This window comes from Streptomyces sp. NPDC020898 (genome assembly GCF_044333925.1).
In the GTDB taxonomy this organism is placed as follows: Bacteria; Actinomycetota; Actinomycetes; order Streptomycetales; family Streptomycetaceae; genus Streptomyces.
Genome location: NZ_JBIRRV010000001.1, coordinates 1527853 through 1542879, shown reverse-complemented (window position 1 = coordinate 1542879; position 15027 = coordinate 1527853). Strand labels below are relative to the sequence as shown.

Annotated in this window: 12 protein-coding genes and 1 tRNA gene; 4 read left to right on the top strand and 9 right to left on the bottom strand. The window is 72.3% G+C overall.

Translation table 11 applies throughout. The annotated features are described in order from the left end of the window. Positions 1–45 precede the first annotated feature (45 nt). Positions 46–2022, bottom strand: coding sequence for a putative bifunctional diguanylate cyclase/phosphodiesterase (locus ACH4TV_RS06730; RefSeq protein WP_398394868.1), 1977 nt, complete (start codon positions 2020–2022; stop codon positions 46–48). 405 nt (positions 2023–2427) lie between these two features. On the opposite strand from ACH4TV_RS06730, the gene ACH4TV_RS06725 reads away from it, so the two are divergent. Beyond that, the gene (locus ACH4TV_RS06725) at positions 2428–3792 is read left to right on the top strand and encodes a M6 family metalloprotease domain-containing protein (RefSeq protein WP_398394866.1); all 1365 of its coding nucleotides are present in this window, start codon (positions 2428–2430) and stop codon (positions 3790–3792) included. A gap of 71 nt (positions 3793–3863) precedes the next feature. Here the strand turns inward: ACH4TV_RS06725 and ACH4TV_RS06720 are convergent. From ACH4TV_RS06720 to ACH4TV_RS06690, 7 genes are all read right to left on the bottom strand, one after another. Continuing rightward, positions 3864–3937 (bottom strand) — tRNA-Lys (locus tag ACH4TV_RS06720). Continuing rightward, the gene (locus ACH4TV_RS06715) at positions 3928–4566 is read right to left on the bottom strand and encodes a hypothetical protein (RefSeq protein ID WP_398394865.1); all 639 of its coding nucleotides are present in this window, start codon (positions 4564–4566) and stop codon (positions 3928–3930) included. The genes ACH4TV_RS06720 and ACH4TV_RS06715 overlap by 10 nt, the downstream gene beginning before the upstream one ends. Before the next feature lie 151 nt (positions 4567–4717). Further along, entirely contained in the window at positions 4718–5119 is a 402-nt protein-coding gene (locus ACH4TV_RS06710; RefSeq protein ID WP_398394863.1) for a hypothetical protein, read from the bottom strand. A gap of 507 nt (positions 5120–5626) precedes the next feature. Then, positions 5627–6976 carry an AAA domain-containing protein gene (locus tag ACH4TV_RS06705; RefSeq protein WP_398394861.1) on the bottom strand — a complete coding sequence of 450 codons (1350 nt, stop codon included), beginning with the start codon at positions 6974–6976 and terminating at the stop codon, positions 5627–5629. Between the two features lie 157 nt (positions 6977–7133). After that, complete coding sequence (locus ACH4TV_RS06700; protein WP_398394860.1) at positions 7134–8759, bottom strand: hypothetical protein; 1626 nt, start codon at positions 8757–8759, stop codon at positions 7134–7136. Next, the gene (locus ACH4TV_RS06695) at positions 8750–9904 is read right to left on the bottom strand and encodes a hypothetical protein (RefSeq protein ID WP_398395400.1); all 1155 of its coding nucleotides are present in this window, start codon (positions 9902–9904) and stop codon (positions 8750–8752) included. Before ACH4TV_RS06695 ends, ACH4TV_RS06700 begins: the two co-directional genes overlap by 10 nt. Beyond that, a complete protein-coding gene (locus tag ACH4TV_RS06690; protein ID WP_398394858.1) occupies positions 9855–10808 on the bottom strand; it encodes a phosphatase PAP2 family protein in 954 nt (317 codons plus the stop codon). Before ACH4TV_RS06690 ends, ACH4TV_RS06695 begins: the two co-directional genes overlap by 50 nt. Before the next feature lie 287 nt (positions 10809–11095). Here ACH4TV_RS06690 and ACH4TV_RS06685 point away from each other — a divergent pair, with 287 nt between their 5' ends. After that, entirely contained in the window at positions 11096–11692 is a 597-nt protein-coding gene (locus ACH4TV_RS06685; RefSeq protein ID WP_398394856.1) for a histidine phosphatase family protein, read from the top strand. A 205-nt stretch (positions 11693–11897) separates the two neighbouring features. Here the strand turns inward: ACH4TV_RS06685 and ACH4TV_RS06680 are convergent, their stop codons facing one another. After that, positions 11898–13349, bottom strand: coding sequence for a hypothetical protein (locus ACH4TV_RS06680; protein WP_398394854.1), 1452 nt, complete (start codon positions 13347–13349; stop codon positions 11898–11900). A gap of 296 nt (positions 13350–13645) precedes the next feature. On the opposite strand from ACH4TV_RS06680, the gene ACH4TV_RS06675 reads away from it, so the two are divergent. Both ACH4TV_RS06675 and ACH4TV_RS06670 read left to right on the top strand, forming a co-directional pair. Further along, the gene (locus ACH4TV_RS06675) at positions 13646–14080 is read left to right on the top strand and encodes a hypothetical protein (RefSeq protein WP_398394853.1); all 435 of its coding nucleotides are present in this window, start codon (positions 13646–13648) and stop codon (positions 14078–14080) included. A 24-nt stretch (positions 14081–14104) separates the two neighbouring features. Then, positions 14105–14974: a spermidine synthase gene (locus ACH4TV_RS06670; RefSeq protein ID WP_398394851.1), complete on the top strand. Its 870-nt coding sequence runs from the start codon at positions 14105–14107 to the stop codon at positions 14972–14974. Positions 14975–15027 lie beyond the last annotated feature (53 nt).

The following is a 15027-nucleotide window of genomic DNA, read 5'->3' as shown; positions in this document are numbered from 1 at the left end:
ACGAGTCGGCAGGGGCAAGTCGGCAGGGACGAACCGACCGCCAACTCACCCCTGCCGACAAGCACTTCCCCCCATCAGCACGGAGATCCGATCCGCCGGCACAGGCCGCGAATAGAGCCACCCCTGCCCCGTGTCGCACCCGATACGGCGCAGACGCGCGGCCTGCGCCGCCGTCTCCACGCACTCCGCAGTGACCGTGAGCCCCAGCCGGTGCGCGAGCTGGATCATCGCCTCCACCACGATCTCGTCGGCCGGATTGGGCGCGACGCCCTCACCCTCGTACTGGAACCCCCGGACGAAGGATCCGTCCAGTTTCAGTACTGACACCGGGAGCCGGCTGAGGTAGGCGAGGTTCGAGTACCCCGTGCCGAAGTCGTCGATCGCGATACCCACGCCCATGTCACTGAGTGCCTGGAGCGCCTGGAGAGGCCGGCCGGCGGAGCCCATGACGGCGGACTCCGTCAGCTCCAGTTGCAGCAGATGTGCCGGCAGACCGGTCTCCGCGAGGATCTCCGCCACGTCCGCGACCAGATCCGAGTCCCAGACCTGACGCACAGCCACGTTCACGCTCACGAAGATCGGCGGCTTGTCCGGGCGTTCGAGCTGCCAGCGGCGAGCCTGGCGGCAGGCCGTGGCCAGCACCCAGCGCCCCAGCTGCACGATCGAGCCGTCCTCCTCGGCCAGCCCGATGAACCGGTTCGGCGTCAGCGTGCCGAACTGGGGGTGATGCCAGCGGACCAGCGCCTCGACACCGTGCACCCGGCCGTCCGCCATACCCACCAACGGCTGGTAGTCCAGGACGAATTCGCCCCGGTCGATGGCCGGCCGGAGGGAGGAGGACAGTGCCTGGCGGGTCATACGGTGGGCGTTGCGCTCGGGGTCGAAGAGCGTCCAGCGGGACTTGCCGTCGGCCTTCGCCCAGTACAGCGTCGTGTCGGCGGCCTGCATCAGACCGGTGGGCGTCGTGCCTGCCGCATGCCGTTCCACGACGCCGATGGAGGCGGAGACGGACATCCGCTGGCCGCCGAGGTCGAAGGGGAGCTGAAGGGCCTTCAGCGCCGACTCGGCCAGGTCAGCCAGCTGGTCGGTGCCCGTCGAGTCCTCGACCAGCAGCGCGAACTCGTCGCCGCCCAGCCTCGCCACCAGCGGCGCGACGGCGCCCGGATTGCCCCGGGCCAGGCCCGCTTCCTCGGCGCATCGCGTCAGGCGCTCGGCCACGGCGGCGAGCAGCCGGTCGCCGACGCGGTGGCCCAGCGTGTCGTTGATGGCCTTGAATCCGTCGAGGTCCAGGTAGCACAGGCCGATCCGGCCCGTCCCGCTCTGCTCGTACGAGTCCGCCTCCAGCGCCGCCGCCAACCGCTCGAAGAACAGCGCGCGGTTGGGCAGCCGGGTCACCGGATCGTGCATCTGCAAGTGCCGCAGCCGCGCCTGGAGTTCACGGCGCGCGCTGATGTCGGCCACGGACATCAGGACACCGTGGCTCCCGTACCCCTCCGACGCGTCCGGGGGCAGCGGCGTGATCGTGATCTGGGCCCACAGGGAGTGCCCGTCGGGGTGTTTGAGACGGCGGGTGCAGCGCAGCCGTGCCTGCCGGCCGCGCAGGACCTCGCGGTACGCGTGCCACGCACGGGTGTCGGACGGGAGGTCCACCAGATCGGCGGCCACCCGCCCGGCCAGCGCGTCCGGGCCGATGCCCAGCAGCGTGCCCAGCGACTCGTTCGCTCCCACGACCAGGCCCTCGCGGTCCACCACGGCCATCGCGAGCGGCGCCGCCGCGAACGCGGCCCGCAGCAGCGCCGGGGGAGGGGGAGTGGGATCGAGGTGGGACGACGTACAAGGAGACGTACGAGAACCCGTACGAGAAACCGCACGAGAAGCCGTATGAGAAGAGCTGGTCGGTGTAGGCGACGTAAGTGACGTAGGTGACGAAACCGACACAGAAGACGCGTCGGAATTACTCTCTGTGACAGCCGGCCGGACGAGATCTGCCGCGGGCGCCGGCCCTTCGGACGTTCCGCTCACCGCTCGCTCCCGCAGTGCACTCGGTCTTCATGTGGATCCCGTCGGGCGGCCGACCGGGCGGCGAACCGCCGCCCTCGCCTTGTCCGTGCAGGAAAGTGTCAGGGAAGTGCCAGGAAAGTGTGCCGATCATAGAGGCTGGCCCCAAGCCCTTCCAGCCACTGTCCAGTGTCCATGAACGACCGGCGGTTCTGACAGATCGTTTCTGCCCGCGCCTGGACGGGTTCCTTCGCCCTCGATCGGTTGTGACGTTCCGTGAGTGATTCGGGGTGTCGCTCCACGAAGGGTGAGCCTTCGTCTGCTTGGCCACTGACCTGATCACCCTTCTGGTGCAGACAAACAGGGCATATAAGCACAAGATCACACAGGCTGGGTTGCGGTGTCCCCGAACCGCGTCCGGAGGTCTGCGTGCTGCGTCAGCTCCCCCTCAAGGGGCTCACCCGTGACGCCCTGACAGGGCTCAAGGAGCTTGCGCGCGACGGCGCGCACCCCCGGTGGCGCAGCACGGCCGCCGTACTCACCACCATGACCGCCCTTGCCGCCACCTCCCTCATCGCGGACCCCTCGGTCGCCGAACCCTTCTCGGCACAGCCCTGCGCCCTCCAACGCACCGACGCCCACCACTCGGAGGGCCTCGACACCTGGAACGCCGCCTATCCGCGCCCGGCCCGCGCCCTCGACGCCGTGATGGTGTTCCTCTCTTTCCCGGACGCGCCCCCGCGAACCACCCCCGCCGAACTGGCCGCCGACCACTTCCCCGCGACCAGCGACTTCTTCACGCGTGCCTCGTACGGCAAGTTCACGCTGCGCCCGCACCCGCTCCGGCAGTGGCTGCGGATGCCGCGGCCGTCCACCGCGTACGCCATACAGCGGGACTGGAGCGCCGCCCACCGCGCCGCCTATCTGCGCGACGCGCTCGCCGCCGCCGACCGTCAAGTCGACTTCTCGCGCTACGACATCGTCTACTTCGTGGCCGACCCGGACGCGCCCGGCGTCGACTCCGACGCGACGAAGGTCGTCAACCTGGACGTTCCGCTGCGAGCCGACGGCACGGACATCCGCCGGGTCGTCACCGTCTTCGAGAAGCACCCGCCGGACCGGCTCGTCCTCGCCCACGAGACGGGCCACGTCTTCGACCTGCCCGACCTCTACCACCGGCCCGTGGACGGAAAGGGCGACTGGGACACGTACGTCGGCGACTGGGACCTGATGGGCAGCCAGTTCGGACTGGCGCCGGACCTGTTCGCCTGGCACAAGTGGAAACTCGGGTGGCTGGAACCGCGCCAAGTGGTGTGCGTACGCGGAGGAGGCTCGACGCGGCTGACCCTGGAGACGTTGGGGGCGGCACAGGCGCATACCTATACATATGCACACGCGGATGCGGATGCGGATGCAAGTGGGGGTACGGGGATGGGGGCGCCGGCCTTCGGGCAGGGGGGCGGGGTGAAGCTGGCCGTGGTGCGGACCGGGGTCGACCGGGCGCTCGCCTTCGAGGTGCGGGGGGCGGCCGGCAACGACAGCGCGACCTGTACACAGGGGGTGCTCGTCTACCGGGTGCGCAGCGGGTCCGAGTCCGGCGGTGGCCCGGTCGAGGTGGTCGACGCCCATCCGCGGACCGAGGCCTGCTGGGAGGACTCGGTCTACCCGCCCCTCGCGGACGCGCCCGTCGCCCTCGGCGAGAGCTTCACGGTGCCCGGCGACAACGTCCGGGTCGAGGTGCAGAGCCGTACGCCTTCGGGGGCGTGGACGGTGCAGATCACGGCGGTCGGCTGAGCGGGGGAAAAGGGGGCGGAAACGACGTTGGCGAGGCTGTTGGTGAACAGCCTCGCCAATCGACTACAACGTGCGCCGCCAGGGACTCGAACCCCGGACCCGCTGATTAAGAGTCAGCTGCTCTAACCAACTGAGCTAGCGGCGCCTGCTGACGTCGTAGACCTTAGCATCCTGATCGACGGGAGGAAAAATCGATATCCGCACGCCACTGGAGGCCGCGGCGCGGGCCGCCCGTACGGCCGCCCAGAGCAGGATTTCCGGGCCCGGAAGCCAGGGATGGGAGGTGTCGGGGGCGACGATCCAGCGCGATTCGGAGCGCGGTGACTCGGACTGTTCCCTGTCGTCGTTCACCAGTGCGGGAACCGTCACCGCGTCGCCGCGGCCGTGGCACAGGAGCGGCGGCATCGCATGGCAGCGCCCCCTGCTGCTCCCGCCGTCCACGCCGCCCTCGCCGGCCGTTCCCCACTCCTCCCACCTCAAGAGCGACGGCAGTCGCTGGGCCGTGCCCGGCGCCGCGAACAGGAGGATCCGGCCTCGGTAGGCCGCCACGGGGCCCGAGCCGGGCCCGCCGTCCCAGAGGCGGTCGAGCATCCTGCGGCCGAAGACCGCGGGCGCGTTGACGATGTCGAACGTGGTTCCGCAGGGCAGGACGAGCGGGGCGGTGGGCCGTTCCTCCCAGAGTGACAGCGTGCTGCGCGGATACGTTCCTGCGGAGGTGAGCCAGGCGGCTCCCTCCGAGGTGACTCCCGAGATGTCCGAGTTTTCGCTGCTCATGGCATGTATATCTACCGGCAGTGAGCGGGCGATCCCCGAGGGTTGCCAGAAACCGGGACGGGAGGGGGCGAGGTGGAGTACCTTGCCCCCTTGAATATGCCGCCCGGACTTTCACGACGGGCTCGGCGCAGCACGGCACCGCAGGGACGGATCAGACCGGGTCGACGTGGCCGTGACCGGGACCGTGGCCGCCACTGCCGCCGCTGGAGTTCTCCCCGCCGCCGCGCAGCAGCTCGCGCCCGAACTCGACCATCTTCTTCGCGTAGTCCTCGGTCCACTCGGCGCGCTCCGCGATGTCGGCCGTGGTCAGCCGGTCGAAGCGGCGCGGGTCGGCGAGCTGGGCCGCCGCCATCGCCTGGAACTCGACCGCGCGGTCGGTCGCGGCGCGGAACGCGTGCGTCAGCTCCGTGGCGCGGGTCAGCAGCGCGCGGGGGTCGTCGATCGACTCCAGGTCGAAGAAGTGTTCGGGGTCGTCGGCCACCTGCGTGGGCTCGAAGAGCAAGGGCGCGGGGCGTAGCCGCGGTTCGTTGCGACGCGGCGTGGGCTCCGCCATGTCTTCTCCTCCTCGTACGGTTCCGCACCGTTCTGTACGTACCCTTCATGCCCAACGGCACGGACGGCACACGGTCGATCGGCCCCGCCGTTCAGCCGGGCCACCGTCCATTGTCTCGTGCCCGCGCAAGTGGGCCCAGGGCCCACCGCACACGCCACCTGAGCTGCCGCTACGGCCGCCAGGCGATCCGGTGCTCCGCGAGTTGCGACAGCACCGCGTGGTTGGCCTCCCAGCCGTCCGGGCTGTATTCATCGGCCGCCTCCGGCGGCGTGCCGGACTCCGTCCGGGGGCGGGCCGTGCGGTGGGTGGCGTCTGCCGGCCGGTCGCCGGAGTTCGGGTCACGGCCGCCAGGCGGTCCGGTGCTCCGCGAGTTGCGACAGCACCGCGTGGTTGGCCTCCCAGCCGTCCGGGCTGTGTTCATCGGCCGCCTCCGGCGGCATGCCGGACGCCGTCCGGGGGCGGGCCGTGCGGTGGGTGGCGTCTGCCGGCCGGTCGCCGGAGTTCGGGTCACGGCCGCCAGGCGATCCGGTGCTCCGCGAGCTGCGACAGCACCGCGTGGTTGGCCTCCCAGCCGTCCGGGAACTTCACCGTCACTCCCAGCTGTACCGGCTCCGTCGACGGATGGTCGTCCAGGAGTTCCGTCACGCCCGCCCGGCACACGACCACGCAGGCGTGCCGGTGGCGGGAGGTGAGGACGCAGAGGCGGCCCGTCTCCAGGTGGAAGGCGGTGGCGTCGGGGCGGCCGGAGAGGGGGTGCAGGACCACTGTCACGTCGAACTCTCGGCCCTGGAGGCGGTTCGCCGTGTCGACGGTGACGTCCGCTACCCCCAGTTCGGCGAGCGCCGCCCGGACCGCCGCCGCCTGGTCCCGGTGTGCGGTGCCGACGGCGATCCGGTCGGCGGTCAGGGGCGTCGGCTCGGGTCCGCGCTCCGAGGTGGCCGCGCCGCCCCGGTCCAGCATGCGGCGTACGACGGTCGCCACCGCGCGTACCGCCTCGGGGTCCGTACGAGGGGTGTGCCGGGCGGGGAGTTCCAGCAGGCCCCAGCCGGACTCGGCGGCCTCGTCGAGCACCCGGTCCGGGCCCGAACCGTCCGACGGGACCGCGAAGGCGAGCCGCCGGTCGCCGTGACCGGTGCCGCTGCGGAACGGGGTGTACGGGTAGAACGCGGCCGAGACGAGCGGCGCGGCGGAGGCCGGGAGCCGCCAGGACACCGGCAGGCGGTGCTGGGGCAGCTCGGGGTTGTGGGCCAGGAGGGTGGTGACGGCGGAAGCCGACGGGTCGTACGACAGGCCCGCCCACTGTTCCGCGCCGACGATCGCGAAGGGGTCCAACTGGCCCGGGTCGCCCACGAACAGCGCCCGCTCGAACAGGCCTGCGACGGCGAGCAGCGCGTCTGAGCGCATCTGGTACGCCTCGTCGACGATCGCGTGCCGCCACGGCTCGTCGACCTTGACGTGGGCCCACTTGGCGGCCGTCGAGATGACCACGTCCAGGCCCGTGAGCTCGGCCGCCTTCGCGGACTTCCGTACGTTCGGCAGGTCGTCCAGCGCCTTGTCGTACGGGTCGGCGTCACTGCTGTGCAGGCGGCCCACCGGCAGCTCGGGGTTCTTCTCGGCGAGGCGCACGACGAGGTCGTCGACCTGGGCGTTGGTCTGGGCGATGACCATCAACGGGCGCCCGGCCTCGGCCAGTTCGAGCGCCGCCCGGACGACGAGCGTGGACTTCCCGGCCCCGGGCGGCGAGTCGACGACGACTCCGCGGTGCATGCCGTGCAGCGTGTCGCGGAGGATCGCGTCGGTGGCCCGGCCGGCCGCGGCCCCGGGGTCGAACGCGGGCTGCGGGGTGCGGGCGGTCACAGGGGGCCTTCCTCGGTGGCGGTGCGGCGGTGGCGGGGGAGACGCGGGGCGTGGGCGCCGGGGATGGAGGCCCTTCTCCGCGCGCGGGTGGTCGTCCGGGCGCCGGGGCGGATGTGGAGGGTGCCGGGGGCGCAAGTGCCCCTCCGCGTGCGGGCGGTCACAGCACGTCCTCCGAGGTCACCGGGTCGGGCTCCGGAGCCGTGGTCGCCGCTTCCTCGCCCGGGGGGCCGCCGTGGGTCCATGGGGTCTGCTCCGGGTCGGGGAGCTTGGCGCCGCCCCGTTGCTCGTGCTCGAACAGCGTGAAGCAGACCAGGTCCCCCTTCTCGGGCACCGATCCCGCCTCGGGTTCCTTGCCGCGGCCCATCTTGTCGACCACCCTCAGGACGATCAGCGCGGCACCCTCGTCTCCGGCGTCCCCGTCGTTCTCCTCGTGGCGCACGAACTCCGCCGCCTGCGGCTTGCCGCCCAGCGAGCGGTAGACCTTCGTCCGCTCCCCGAGCTGCGGGCGGTCGTCCGTGCGTACGGTGACCAGGGGGCGGGGACTCGGGCGCTTGCTCTCGCTGTACGTCATGACGACGTCCGTGACCTCGCCCGCGAACGCCTCGCCGGCCAGCCGCCGCCCGGCCATCACCAGCGGGTCGTCCAGGGCCTCCTGGGCCTCCAGGCGGGCCTGTTCGCGCTCGCGCGTGGCGAGTTTGTTCGCCGCCGTCACCGCGTCGTCGCGGCGCGGCTGCGGGGGCTCGCCCGCGGTGACCCGGTCGCGGTGGCCGGTGAACGACCAGCGGTCGCGCGTCCACCGGTCGGCCGCGTGGGTGCCCTCGGGCAGGGCCCGCAGCAGGTCGAGGCCGCGCCACACCGCGTCCCAGGTGGGCCGCGTGCGGCTCTCGACGAGGGCGTGCAACTCCCGCTCAGCGGCGGTGAGTTCACCGAGCCGGTCGTCCGCCACCAGGCCGTCCTCGGCGGTGGCGTGTGCCGTCCGCGCGCGGTGGTAGCGCTCGATCGCGGGAGCCAGCAGCTTGTTGTCGAACGCGGGGTCGGTCGCCGGACCGGCCGGCGGCCACAGCAGCTGCCCCTTCGCGTCCCGCGTCAACTCGGCCCGCAGCGCGGCCTCGGCGCCCGACTCGCCGTCCGGGGGGTCGATCCAGGCGAGCAGCGCACCCAGGTGCTGGTCCTCCAGGGTGGACTGGCCGGTGGCCCAGTGCCGGGACAGCACGTCCGTCGTCGCGAGGAGGAGGGCGGAGCCGGGGACCCGGGCCCGCTCCCCGTAGTGAGTGAACCAGCGGCCGAGCAACGGCACCCTCGGCGGCGCGGGATACGGCGTCTCCGGGTCCTGTTCCGCCGTACGCCGAAAGCGCATCGAGCGCCCCAGCAGCCGTACGAAGTCGATGCCGGCGCGGCTCGGGACGATCAACTGGGGTGCGTCCGCGCACAGTTCGACCTCGACCTTGACGCGCTTGCCGGTCTCCGGGTCGGTCTCGTTGCGCTCGGCGGTCTCCACGGTGTCGGCGTAGGAGTCGATGAACGGCAGGACCACGTCCGCCAGTTCGGCGAGGAACGCGAACCTGAGGTCACGGTCGCGCGGCTGCTCCACGACGAGCAGGCGCGGCGCGTCCCGGTCGTCGCCCACGAGCGCCCCGAGCGGGGCGCCGGCCTCACCGGCGGTGGTGAGCGGTACGAGGACCAGTGGGCGCTCGGACAGGTGGCGGTGGCGGACGGTGGCGGCGGGCTGGGCGCGGCCGGTGCTGACGGCTTCGAGGCGGGCGAGCGTGGCGATCAGCGACATACGGCTCCCTCCGGAGACGGCAGGGGCACGCTCGGGGTGTTCAGGGCCTCCGCGCGCAGGGCCGCCGCTCTCCGCAGGGCGGCCACCGTCGGGTCCTCGGGGTCGCCGGACCGGCCGTGGGCTGCCGCCAGGACGGCGTCGACCGTGGTCAGGGCGCCCAGTTCGGCCCGTACCGAACGGCCCAGGGACGTCACCGCGCCCTGCGCGCGGGAGCGGTCGCGGCAGTGGAAGGCGAGCTCGCACGCGGACAGGCACTCCGGTGCGTACTCCGCGGGGACCGACTCGACCGCGGTGGTCAGTTCGGCGAGGGGGAGGTCCGGGGAGAAGCACGTGCCCTCGGGGAGGGTGTCGGCGATGTCCTCGATGCGGGTCAGCCGGGTCAGCTGGCGGCGGGTCACCGCGCGCTGCTTGCGGACGTCGACCGCGGACGCGGCCGGAAGGTTGGAGAAGTCCTTCGGGCAGACCAGCAGCACGCGGTGGCGCACTGTCGGCGCCGGGGTGAGCCGGGCGGCCACCTCCTCCAGCGCCAGGACGTACACCGCGGCCTGGCGAGCGGCGGCGCCCACCTTCGCCGGGTCCGCCGAGCCGTCCAGCATCGGGAAGGACTTGATCTCGACGACCGTCCAGCTGCCGTCCGGGTGGACGACCACCGCGTCCGGTTCCAGGAAGGCGGGCGAGCCGGCCACGTCGAGGGCGAGCATGGGGTGGTCGAGGAGAGTCCACGCACCGCTGCCGGTGGTGGCGTCGCGCAGGGCCAGCGCCGTCCGCGCGGTGCGGCCCTCGGGGCCGGTCGCCGTGAGGTCGGGGACCTCGGCCTCCGTCGGTGCCGCGGCACCCGGGTCCAGTTTCTCGTGCACCAGCCGGAGCAGTTCGGCGCCGCCGTCGGCCTTGACCCGGGCTTCGAAGGTGTTGCCGCGCGCCAGGGCGAACTGGGACTGCCCGAAGGCGGACGGTGAGCCCAGCGCGCTCGCCAGGGTCGCCTTGTTCACCCCCGCGCCGTCCAGGATCGCGCGCCGCTCGCACCCGGGGTTGGCGGCGAGGGCCGCGAGGGCACGCGCGTCCAGCGCCTTCGGCGCCACGGAGGGGCCGCGCAGCTCAGCGAGCCGCTGCCGCAGCGCCGTCCCCCGCGTCCGCGGAAGCGGCACCCGGCTCGGCCCCTGGTCCGTAGACGGACTCGCGCTGCCTTGGAATTCGCTCACGCGGGGCAGTCTGGCATCCACCACTGACAATTGGGGCCTGTGCGCCGCGAGAGCGCGTTGCGACGGGCGCGACCCGGGCCGAGATCCACACCTTCGCCCGGTCCGCGTTCCGCATGACGAGCGGCGCCAGGAGCAGCCCGACGCCCATCACGGCGGCGCCCGCGACCGCGTCGAGGAAGTAGTGGTTGGCGGTGCCCATCACCACGATCGTGGTGATCAGCGGGTACGCGACGCCCAGGACCTTGGTGGTGCGCGTACCGCCGTAGCGCCACAGCATCACTCCGCACCACAGTGCCCAGCCCACGTGCAGGCTGGGCATCGCCGCGTACTGGTTCGTCATGCCGCCCAGCCCGCGCGGGGCGCTGGCCTGGCCGCCCCACCAGCCGTACGCGCTGTAGTGGGCCATCGTGTCCACGAAGCCGTTGCTGGGGTCGAGCAGGCGGGGCGGGCAGGTGGGCAGCAGGGTGAAGCCGACGAGGCCGATGAAGGTCGAGGTCATCAGCCAGGTGCGGGCCGCCCGGTAGCGGACGGCACGGGAGCGGAAGAGCCAGATCAGGACGGCGGGCGTGACGAGGTAGTGCAGTGACGCGTACCAGAAGTCGGCCGGTATGCCGATCCATGGCTCGCGGGTGAACAGGCGGTTGAGCGGGTGCTCGGCGTTCAGCCACAGGGACTTCTCGAACCTGAGGATCGCCAGGCCGTGGTCGACGGCGGCCGACTCGTTGCCCCGCACCAGCAGGCGTCCGGCCGAATAGCACGCGTAGACCAGCAGGATCAGCGGCAGCTCGGTCCACCAGCGAAGGCGGGTGGGCGCGGCCGTCTCGGTCCCTGCTGTGTCGGTCCGCGGCATCCGATCGTCTCTCCCAGTCTCTGTCCCCGTCGAGCTGCGCCTCCGGTCCTCGGTGGCCTGCGGTTCGTCCGATTTTACGGTTGTACACGAACGCCCCACGCGGCGCCCCTGTCCCACAGGACGCAAAGATCGACCCCTCGGTTGCCCCTGCACAGAGTGCGCGATGATGTAGGGGTTCCGCCTTGCTTTTCCCCCATTCGGTTTCCCTGCTTCGCCCTGTTGCCCCCTTTCGTTCGCCTCTTTCCTTGATTCGTCTCGTTCCCGTCTCCCTCCCGGAAGGGTTTCTCATGGCACCGCGCATCCTGCTGGCCCGGCACGGACAGACGGAGTGGTCGCTGTCCGGCAAGCACACCGGCAGGACCGACGTCCCCCTCCTTGAGGAGGGACGACGCGGCGCCAAACTGCTCGGCGAACGGCTGCACCGGGCCCCCTTCGACGGGCTCCCCGGAGTCGAGGTGCGCACGAGTCCCCTGGCACGCGCGCGTGAGACATGCGAGATCGCCGGCTTCGGTGAGCGCGCGACGGCGTGGGACACGCTCATGGAGTGGGACTACGGCGCGTACGAGGGCATGACACCGGCCCAGATCCAGGCCGTCCGGCCCGGCTGGCTCATCTGGCGCGACGGGGTGCCCGACGGCGAGAGCCTGGCGGAGGTGACCGCGCGCGCGGACGAGGTTGTCGCCTGGGCACGGTCCGCGGAACGCGACGTCCTGGTCTTCGCCCACGGCCACATGCTCCGCTCGATCGGAGCCCGCTGGCTGGGCCTCCCCCTCGACTTCGCCGCCCGGATCAGACTGAACCCGACATCCCTGTCGATCCTGGGCTGGGCCTACGGCGCCCCAGCGATCGAGAGCTGGAACGACTTGGGGCACCTGGCCGGGTAGCAGATCGCAACCGGCCGGTGCTGACCGCGGGTGGGTCGCGCAGCCCGGCGCTTACGGGGTGCCGCTCTCGGTGGGACGGGAGCCGCCCCTAGCGGCACGCATGCCCGCAGCGGCGCGAGCTGGAGCGCCCCTTTAGGGGCGCGGGGAACTGCGCGACCAGCCCTCACTGGCCCGCAGCCGGACGAGTACCGCCCCCGGTAACTAACTAAGCCGTGCGCGGCACACTCGCGTGCCTCTCAAGGAACGCCGACACCCCGCTGGCCCGCCGGTGAGGCAACAGCACCCTCGCCGTAGCCGCCAGCATCGTCTGGATACGCGACGACTGGACCTCGTCCAGCAGATCCAGGACACGCATCCCCGCCGCCGCCGCCTCGTCCGGGTGGCCGCCACGGGCCAGGTCGTCGGTGAGCTCGGCGGTGTAGAGGGCGATGTTCCGGGTGAAGTGCGGGTTCTGGAGGTGGGCCGCGCGGCGGGCGTGCCGGGCCGCGCGGGGCCAGTCGCCCAGCGTCGACCAGCACTGCGCCTCCAATCCCTCCAGCTCGGCCTCTCCGTAGAAGCTCATCCACTCCGGGTCGGCCTCCGAACGGCCGCGTTCGTACAACGACTGGGCCCGCGCCAGCGCCTGTTCGCAGCCCGCGCGGTCGGCGAGCCCCGCCCAGCCGCCCGCCTCGCGCAGCGCGAGCAGCGACATCAGGCGGGGCGAGCCCAGGGGCCGGGCCACCCGCTGCGCGGCCTGGGCCGCTCTGACCGCCTCCCGCGGACGCCCCGCGTCGCGCGCGAGGAACGCGGTGTTGCAGAAGGCATGCGCCTCCAGGGCCGCGTCCCCGGACACCCGGGCCGTGGCCAGCGCCTCCGCGTAGTGCGAACGCGCGTCGTCGAAGCGGCCCGAGTCGTGTGCCAGCCAGCCCACGGAGATGGCGAGTTCACCGGCGCCCGCGTGCAGCCGGTCGGCGGTGGTCTGCCGTACCGCGCCCGCGTCGAGCAGTTCGTAGGCGGCGCGCAGTGGAGCCGCCGCCCGCCGGTAGAGACCGTCGGCGCCGTGCCGGTCGTCGAGCAGTCTGATGCGGCGCACGGCCTCTTCCAGGGCGCCCGCCTCACCGGCTCCGACGCGGCGTACGGAACGGTCCGCGGCCGAAGCCTCGTACGTGAGCCCCAGAGGGCCCAGGGAGACGGCCGCCACGGTGGCCCCGCCCCTCATAAATGCGCGACGCAGCACGTCGCTCTCCTCGTAGTTGTCGTGCGTTTCGTACGGGTCCTGCGTGTCCGGTGTGTCATACGGTTCGTACGCCCCCGGCGTCTCAGTGGTGCCGGGCGCCGGGAGTGCGGGGTGCGCGACAGGGGGCGTGTCCCCCGTTTCACGCGCCCCACGCCCGCGGACCGACGAGCGGGGCGCGAACCCCAGGTCGGCCAGGGTCCGGCCGGGGAACATGTGCAGGAACACCCGCTCGTACGCGTAGTTGGGGCAGCGGATCTCACCCGCTTCGACCCGACCGACGTAACGCGCGTCACAGCTGACCCGCTCCCCGATCTCGCGGGCGGACCGCCGTACCGCCGCGGCGAACTCGCCCGGAGAGCGCTGACCGCGCAACTGCCGGAAGGCGAGATTCGGCCGTGGCGGCCGGGGGGACTGCGACGAGGTCACCGTTGACGACGTCATGGCCGGGCCCTCTCTGCGAACCGTCGAACCGTGCCGGATTCCAGGCGAGTTGGAACAGTTTTCCGTGTGACGTCCTGTTATCCGGCGGGCAAGAACGTACCCGCTGTGCACGACCCGCCACACGGGGTTTGGCTACAAACCGGATATCTCATCCACGATCTGCCATGAACTGCCATCCTTTGCGGCGGACATGTGCCGTAGCCGTTGACGTTCTGCCGCGTTGAACCTGATGGACCGGGAGCCGCCCGAACTCCCGACCCACTCGTGCTAGGAGGGGTTCCGTGGTGGAGGCCGGGATGGAGATCAGTCAGAGCACCGATCCTTGTACGCCGTTCAGAACGCGTACATCATCCGCATCGATCGCATCATCCGCGCCGCCGGGCTGTGACCTGGTGACGGTCCCGGCGCGGCAGGGGCTGGAGGCGGTCGACATCCTGCGCCGGGGCGCCGGCGACGGGGTCGGCCCCGTACTGCACGACGACGGCTGCGACACCCTCGGTTTCCTGGTCCCGCCCGGCACCGCCGCCGCCTGGGACGTCCCCGGCAGCACCTGTACGGAGACCAACGGCCGCGGTCTGAGCCTGGCGGTCCCCGACCCCGCGCCCCCTGTCGAGGGCTCAGACTGGCTGCTCCCGCCCGGCGACGCGGACCTGGCCACCGACCCGGCGGTGCTCCGCGCGGCCCTCGGCGAGGCGGCCCGGCTCATCGAGGCCGCCGACAACCGCCGCTGACCCGGCGACCCCGATAATGGGGGAATGGGAAAGTCCAGAAGCGCGCGGCGCGGACAGCCGGCCGCCGAGTCCGTCGTCGAGACGGTCGACGGCGGGCTCGCCGAGCTGATCCCCGACCGGGACCGGGCGCGTGCCTGGACGCTGCTCATCGACGGCGCCCCGCAGTCGCACGTCGACCTCGACGACCCCGCGTACCTCTCCTTCGAGTACCAGCGCCGCCTCGGTCATGTGATCGACCTCGTCGCCCCGCCCGGCAAACCCGTGCAGGTCGTGCACCTCGGCGGTGGCGCCCTCACCCTCGCCCGGTATGTCGCCGCGACCCGTCCCCGGTCCACCCAGCAGGCCGTCGAACGGGACGCGGCCCTCGTCCAACTGGTCCGCCGTGAACTGCCGTTGGATCCCCACGCCCGGATCCGGGTGCGCTCCACCGACGCCCGCGAAGGGCTCGCCAAGATCCCCGACGGCTGGGCCGACCTCGTCATCGCGGACGTGTTCAGCGGGGCGCGCACCCCGGCCCATCTGACGTCGGTCGAGTTCCTGACGGACGTACGCAGGGTCGTGAACGACGCCGGCTGTTACGCCGCCAACCTCGCCGACGGGCCGCCGCTGGCCCATCTGCGCGGCCAGATCGCCACCGCGGGGGCCGTCTTCCCGGAGCTCGCGCTGATCGCCGACCCGACCGTGCTGCGGGGGAAACGGTTCGGCAACGCGGTGCTCGTCGGCTCCGCGCACCCGCTGCCCATCGCCGAACTGACCCGCCGCACCGCCTCCGACCCGCACCCCGCCCGCCTCGAACACGGCCGCGCCCTCACCGACTTCACCGGCGGAGCCGTACCGGTCACGGACACCGCGGCGGTCGCTTCCCCGGCGCCGCCCCCGTCGGTGTTCCGCTGACCGCGGCGACCGTCTCCGGGACGAGCCGGGGCGCGGCACCCCCCTCAGGTGTC

Excerpts from the sequence above, each read along its gene's own strand:
- ACH4TV_RS06715 (WP_398394865.1), bottom strand. The coding sequence starts at position 4,566 with ATGAGCAGCGAAAACTCGGACATCTCGGGAGTCACCTCGGAGGGAGCC.
- ACH4TV_RS06670 (WP_398394851.1), top strand. The coding sequence starts at position 14,105 with ATGGGAAAGTCCAGAAGCGCGCGGCGCGGACAGCCGGCCGCCGAGTCC.
- ACH4TV_RS06690 (WP_398394858.1), bottom strand. The coding sequence starts at position 10,808 with ATGCCGCGGACCGACACAGCAGGGACCGAGACGGCCGCGCCCACCCGC.
- ACH4TV_RS06685 (WP_398394856.1), top strand. The coding sequence starts at position 11,096 with ATGGCACCGCGCATCCTGCTGGCCCGGCACGGACAGACGGAGTGGTCG.
- ACH4TV_RS06710 (WP_398394863.1), bottom strand. The coding sequence starts at position 5,119 with ATGGCGGAGCCCACGCCGCGTCGCAACGAACCGCGGCTACGCCCCGCG.
- ACH4TV_RS06675 (WP_398394853.1), top strand. The coding sequence starts at position 13,646 with ATGGAGATCAGTCAGAGCACCGATCCTTGTACGCCGTTCAGAACGCGT.
- ACH4TV_RS06680 (WP_398394854.1), bottom strand. The coding sequence starts at position 13,349 with ATGACGTCGTCAACGGTGACCTCGTCGCAGTCCCCCCGGCCGCCACGG.
- ACH4TV_RS06700 (WP_398394860.1), bottom strand. The coding sequence starts at position 8,759 with ATGTCGCTGATCGCCACGCTCGCCCGCCTCGAAGCCGTCAGCACCGGC.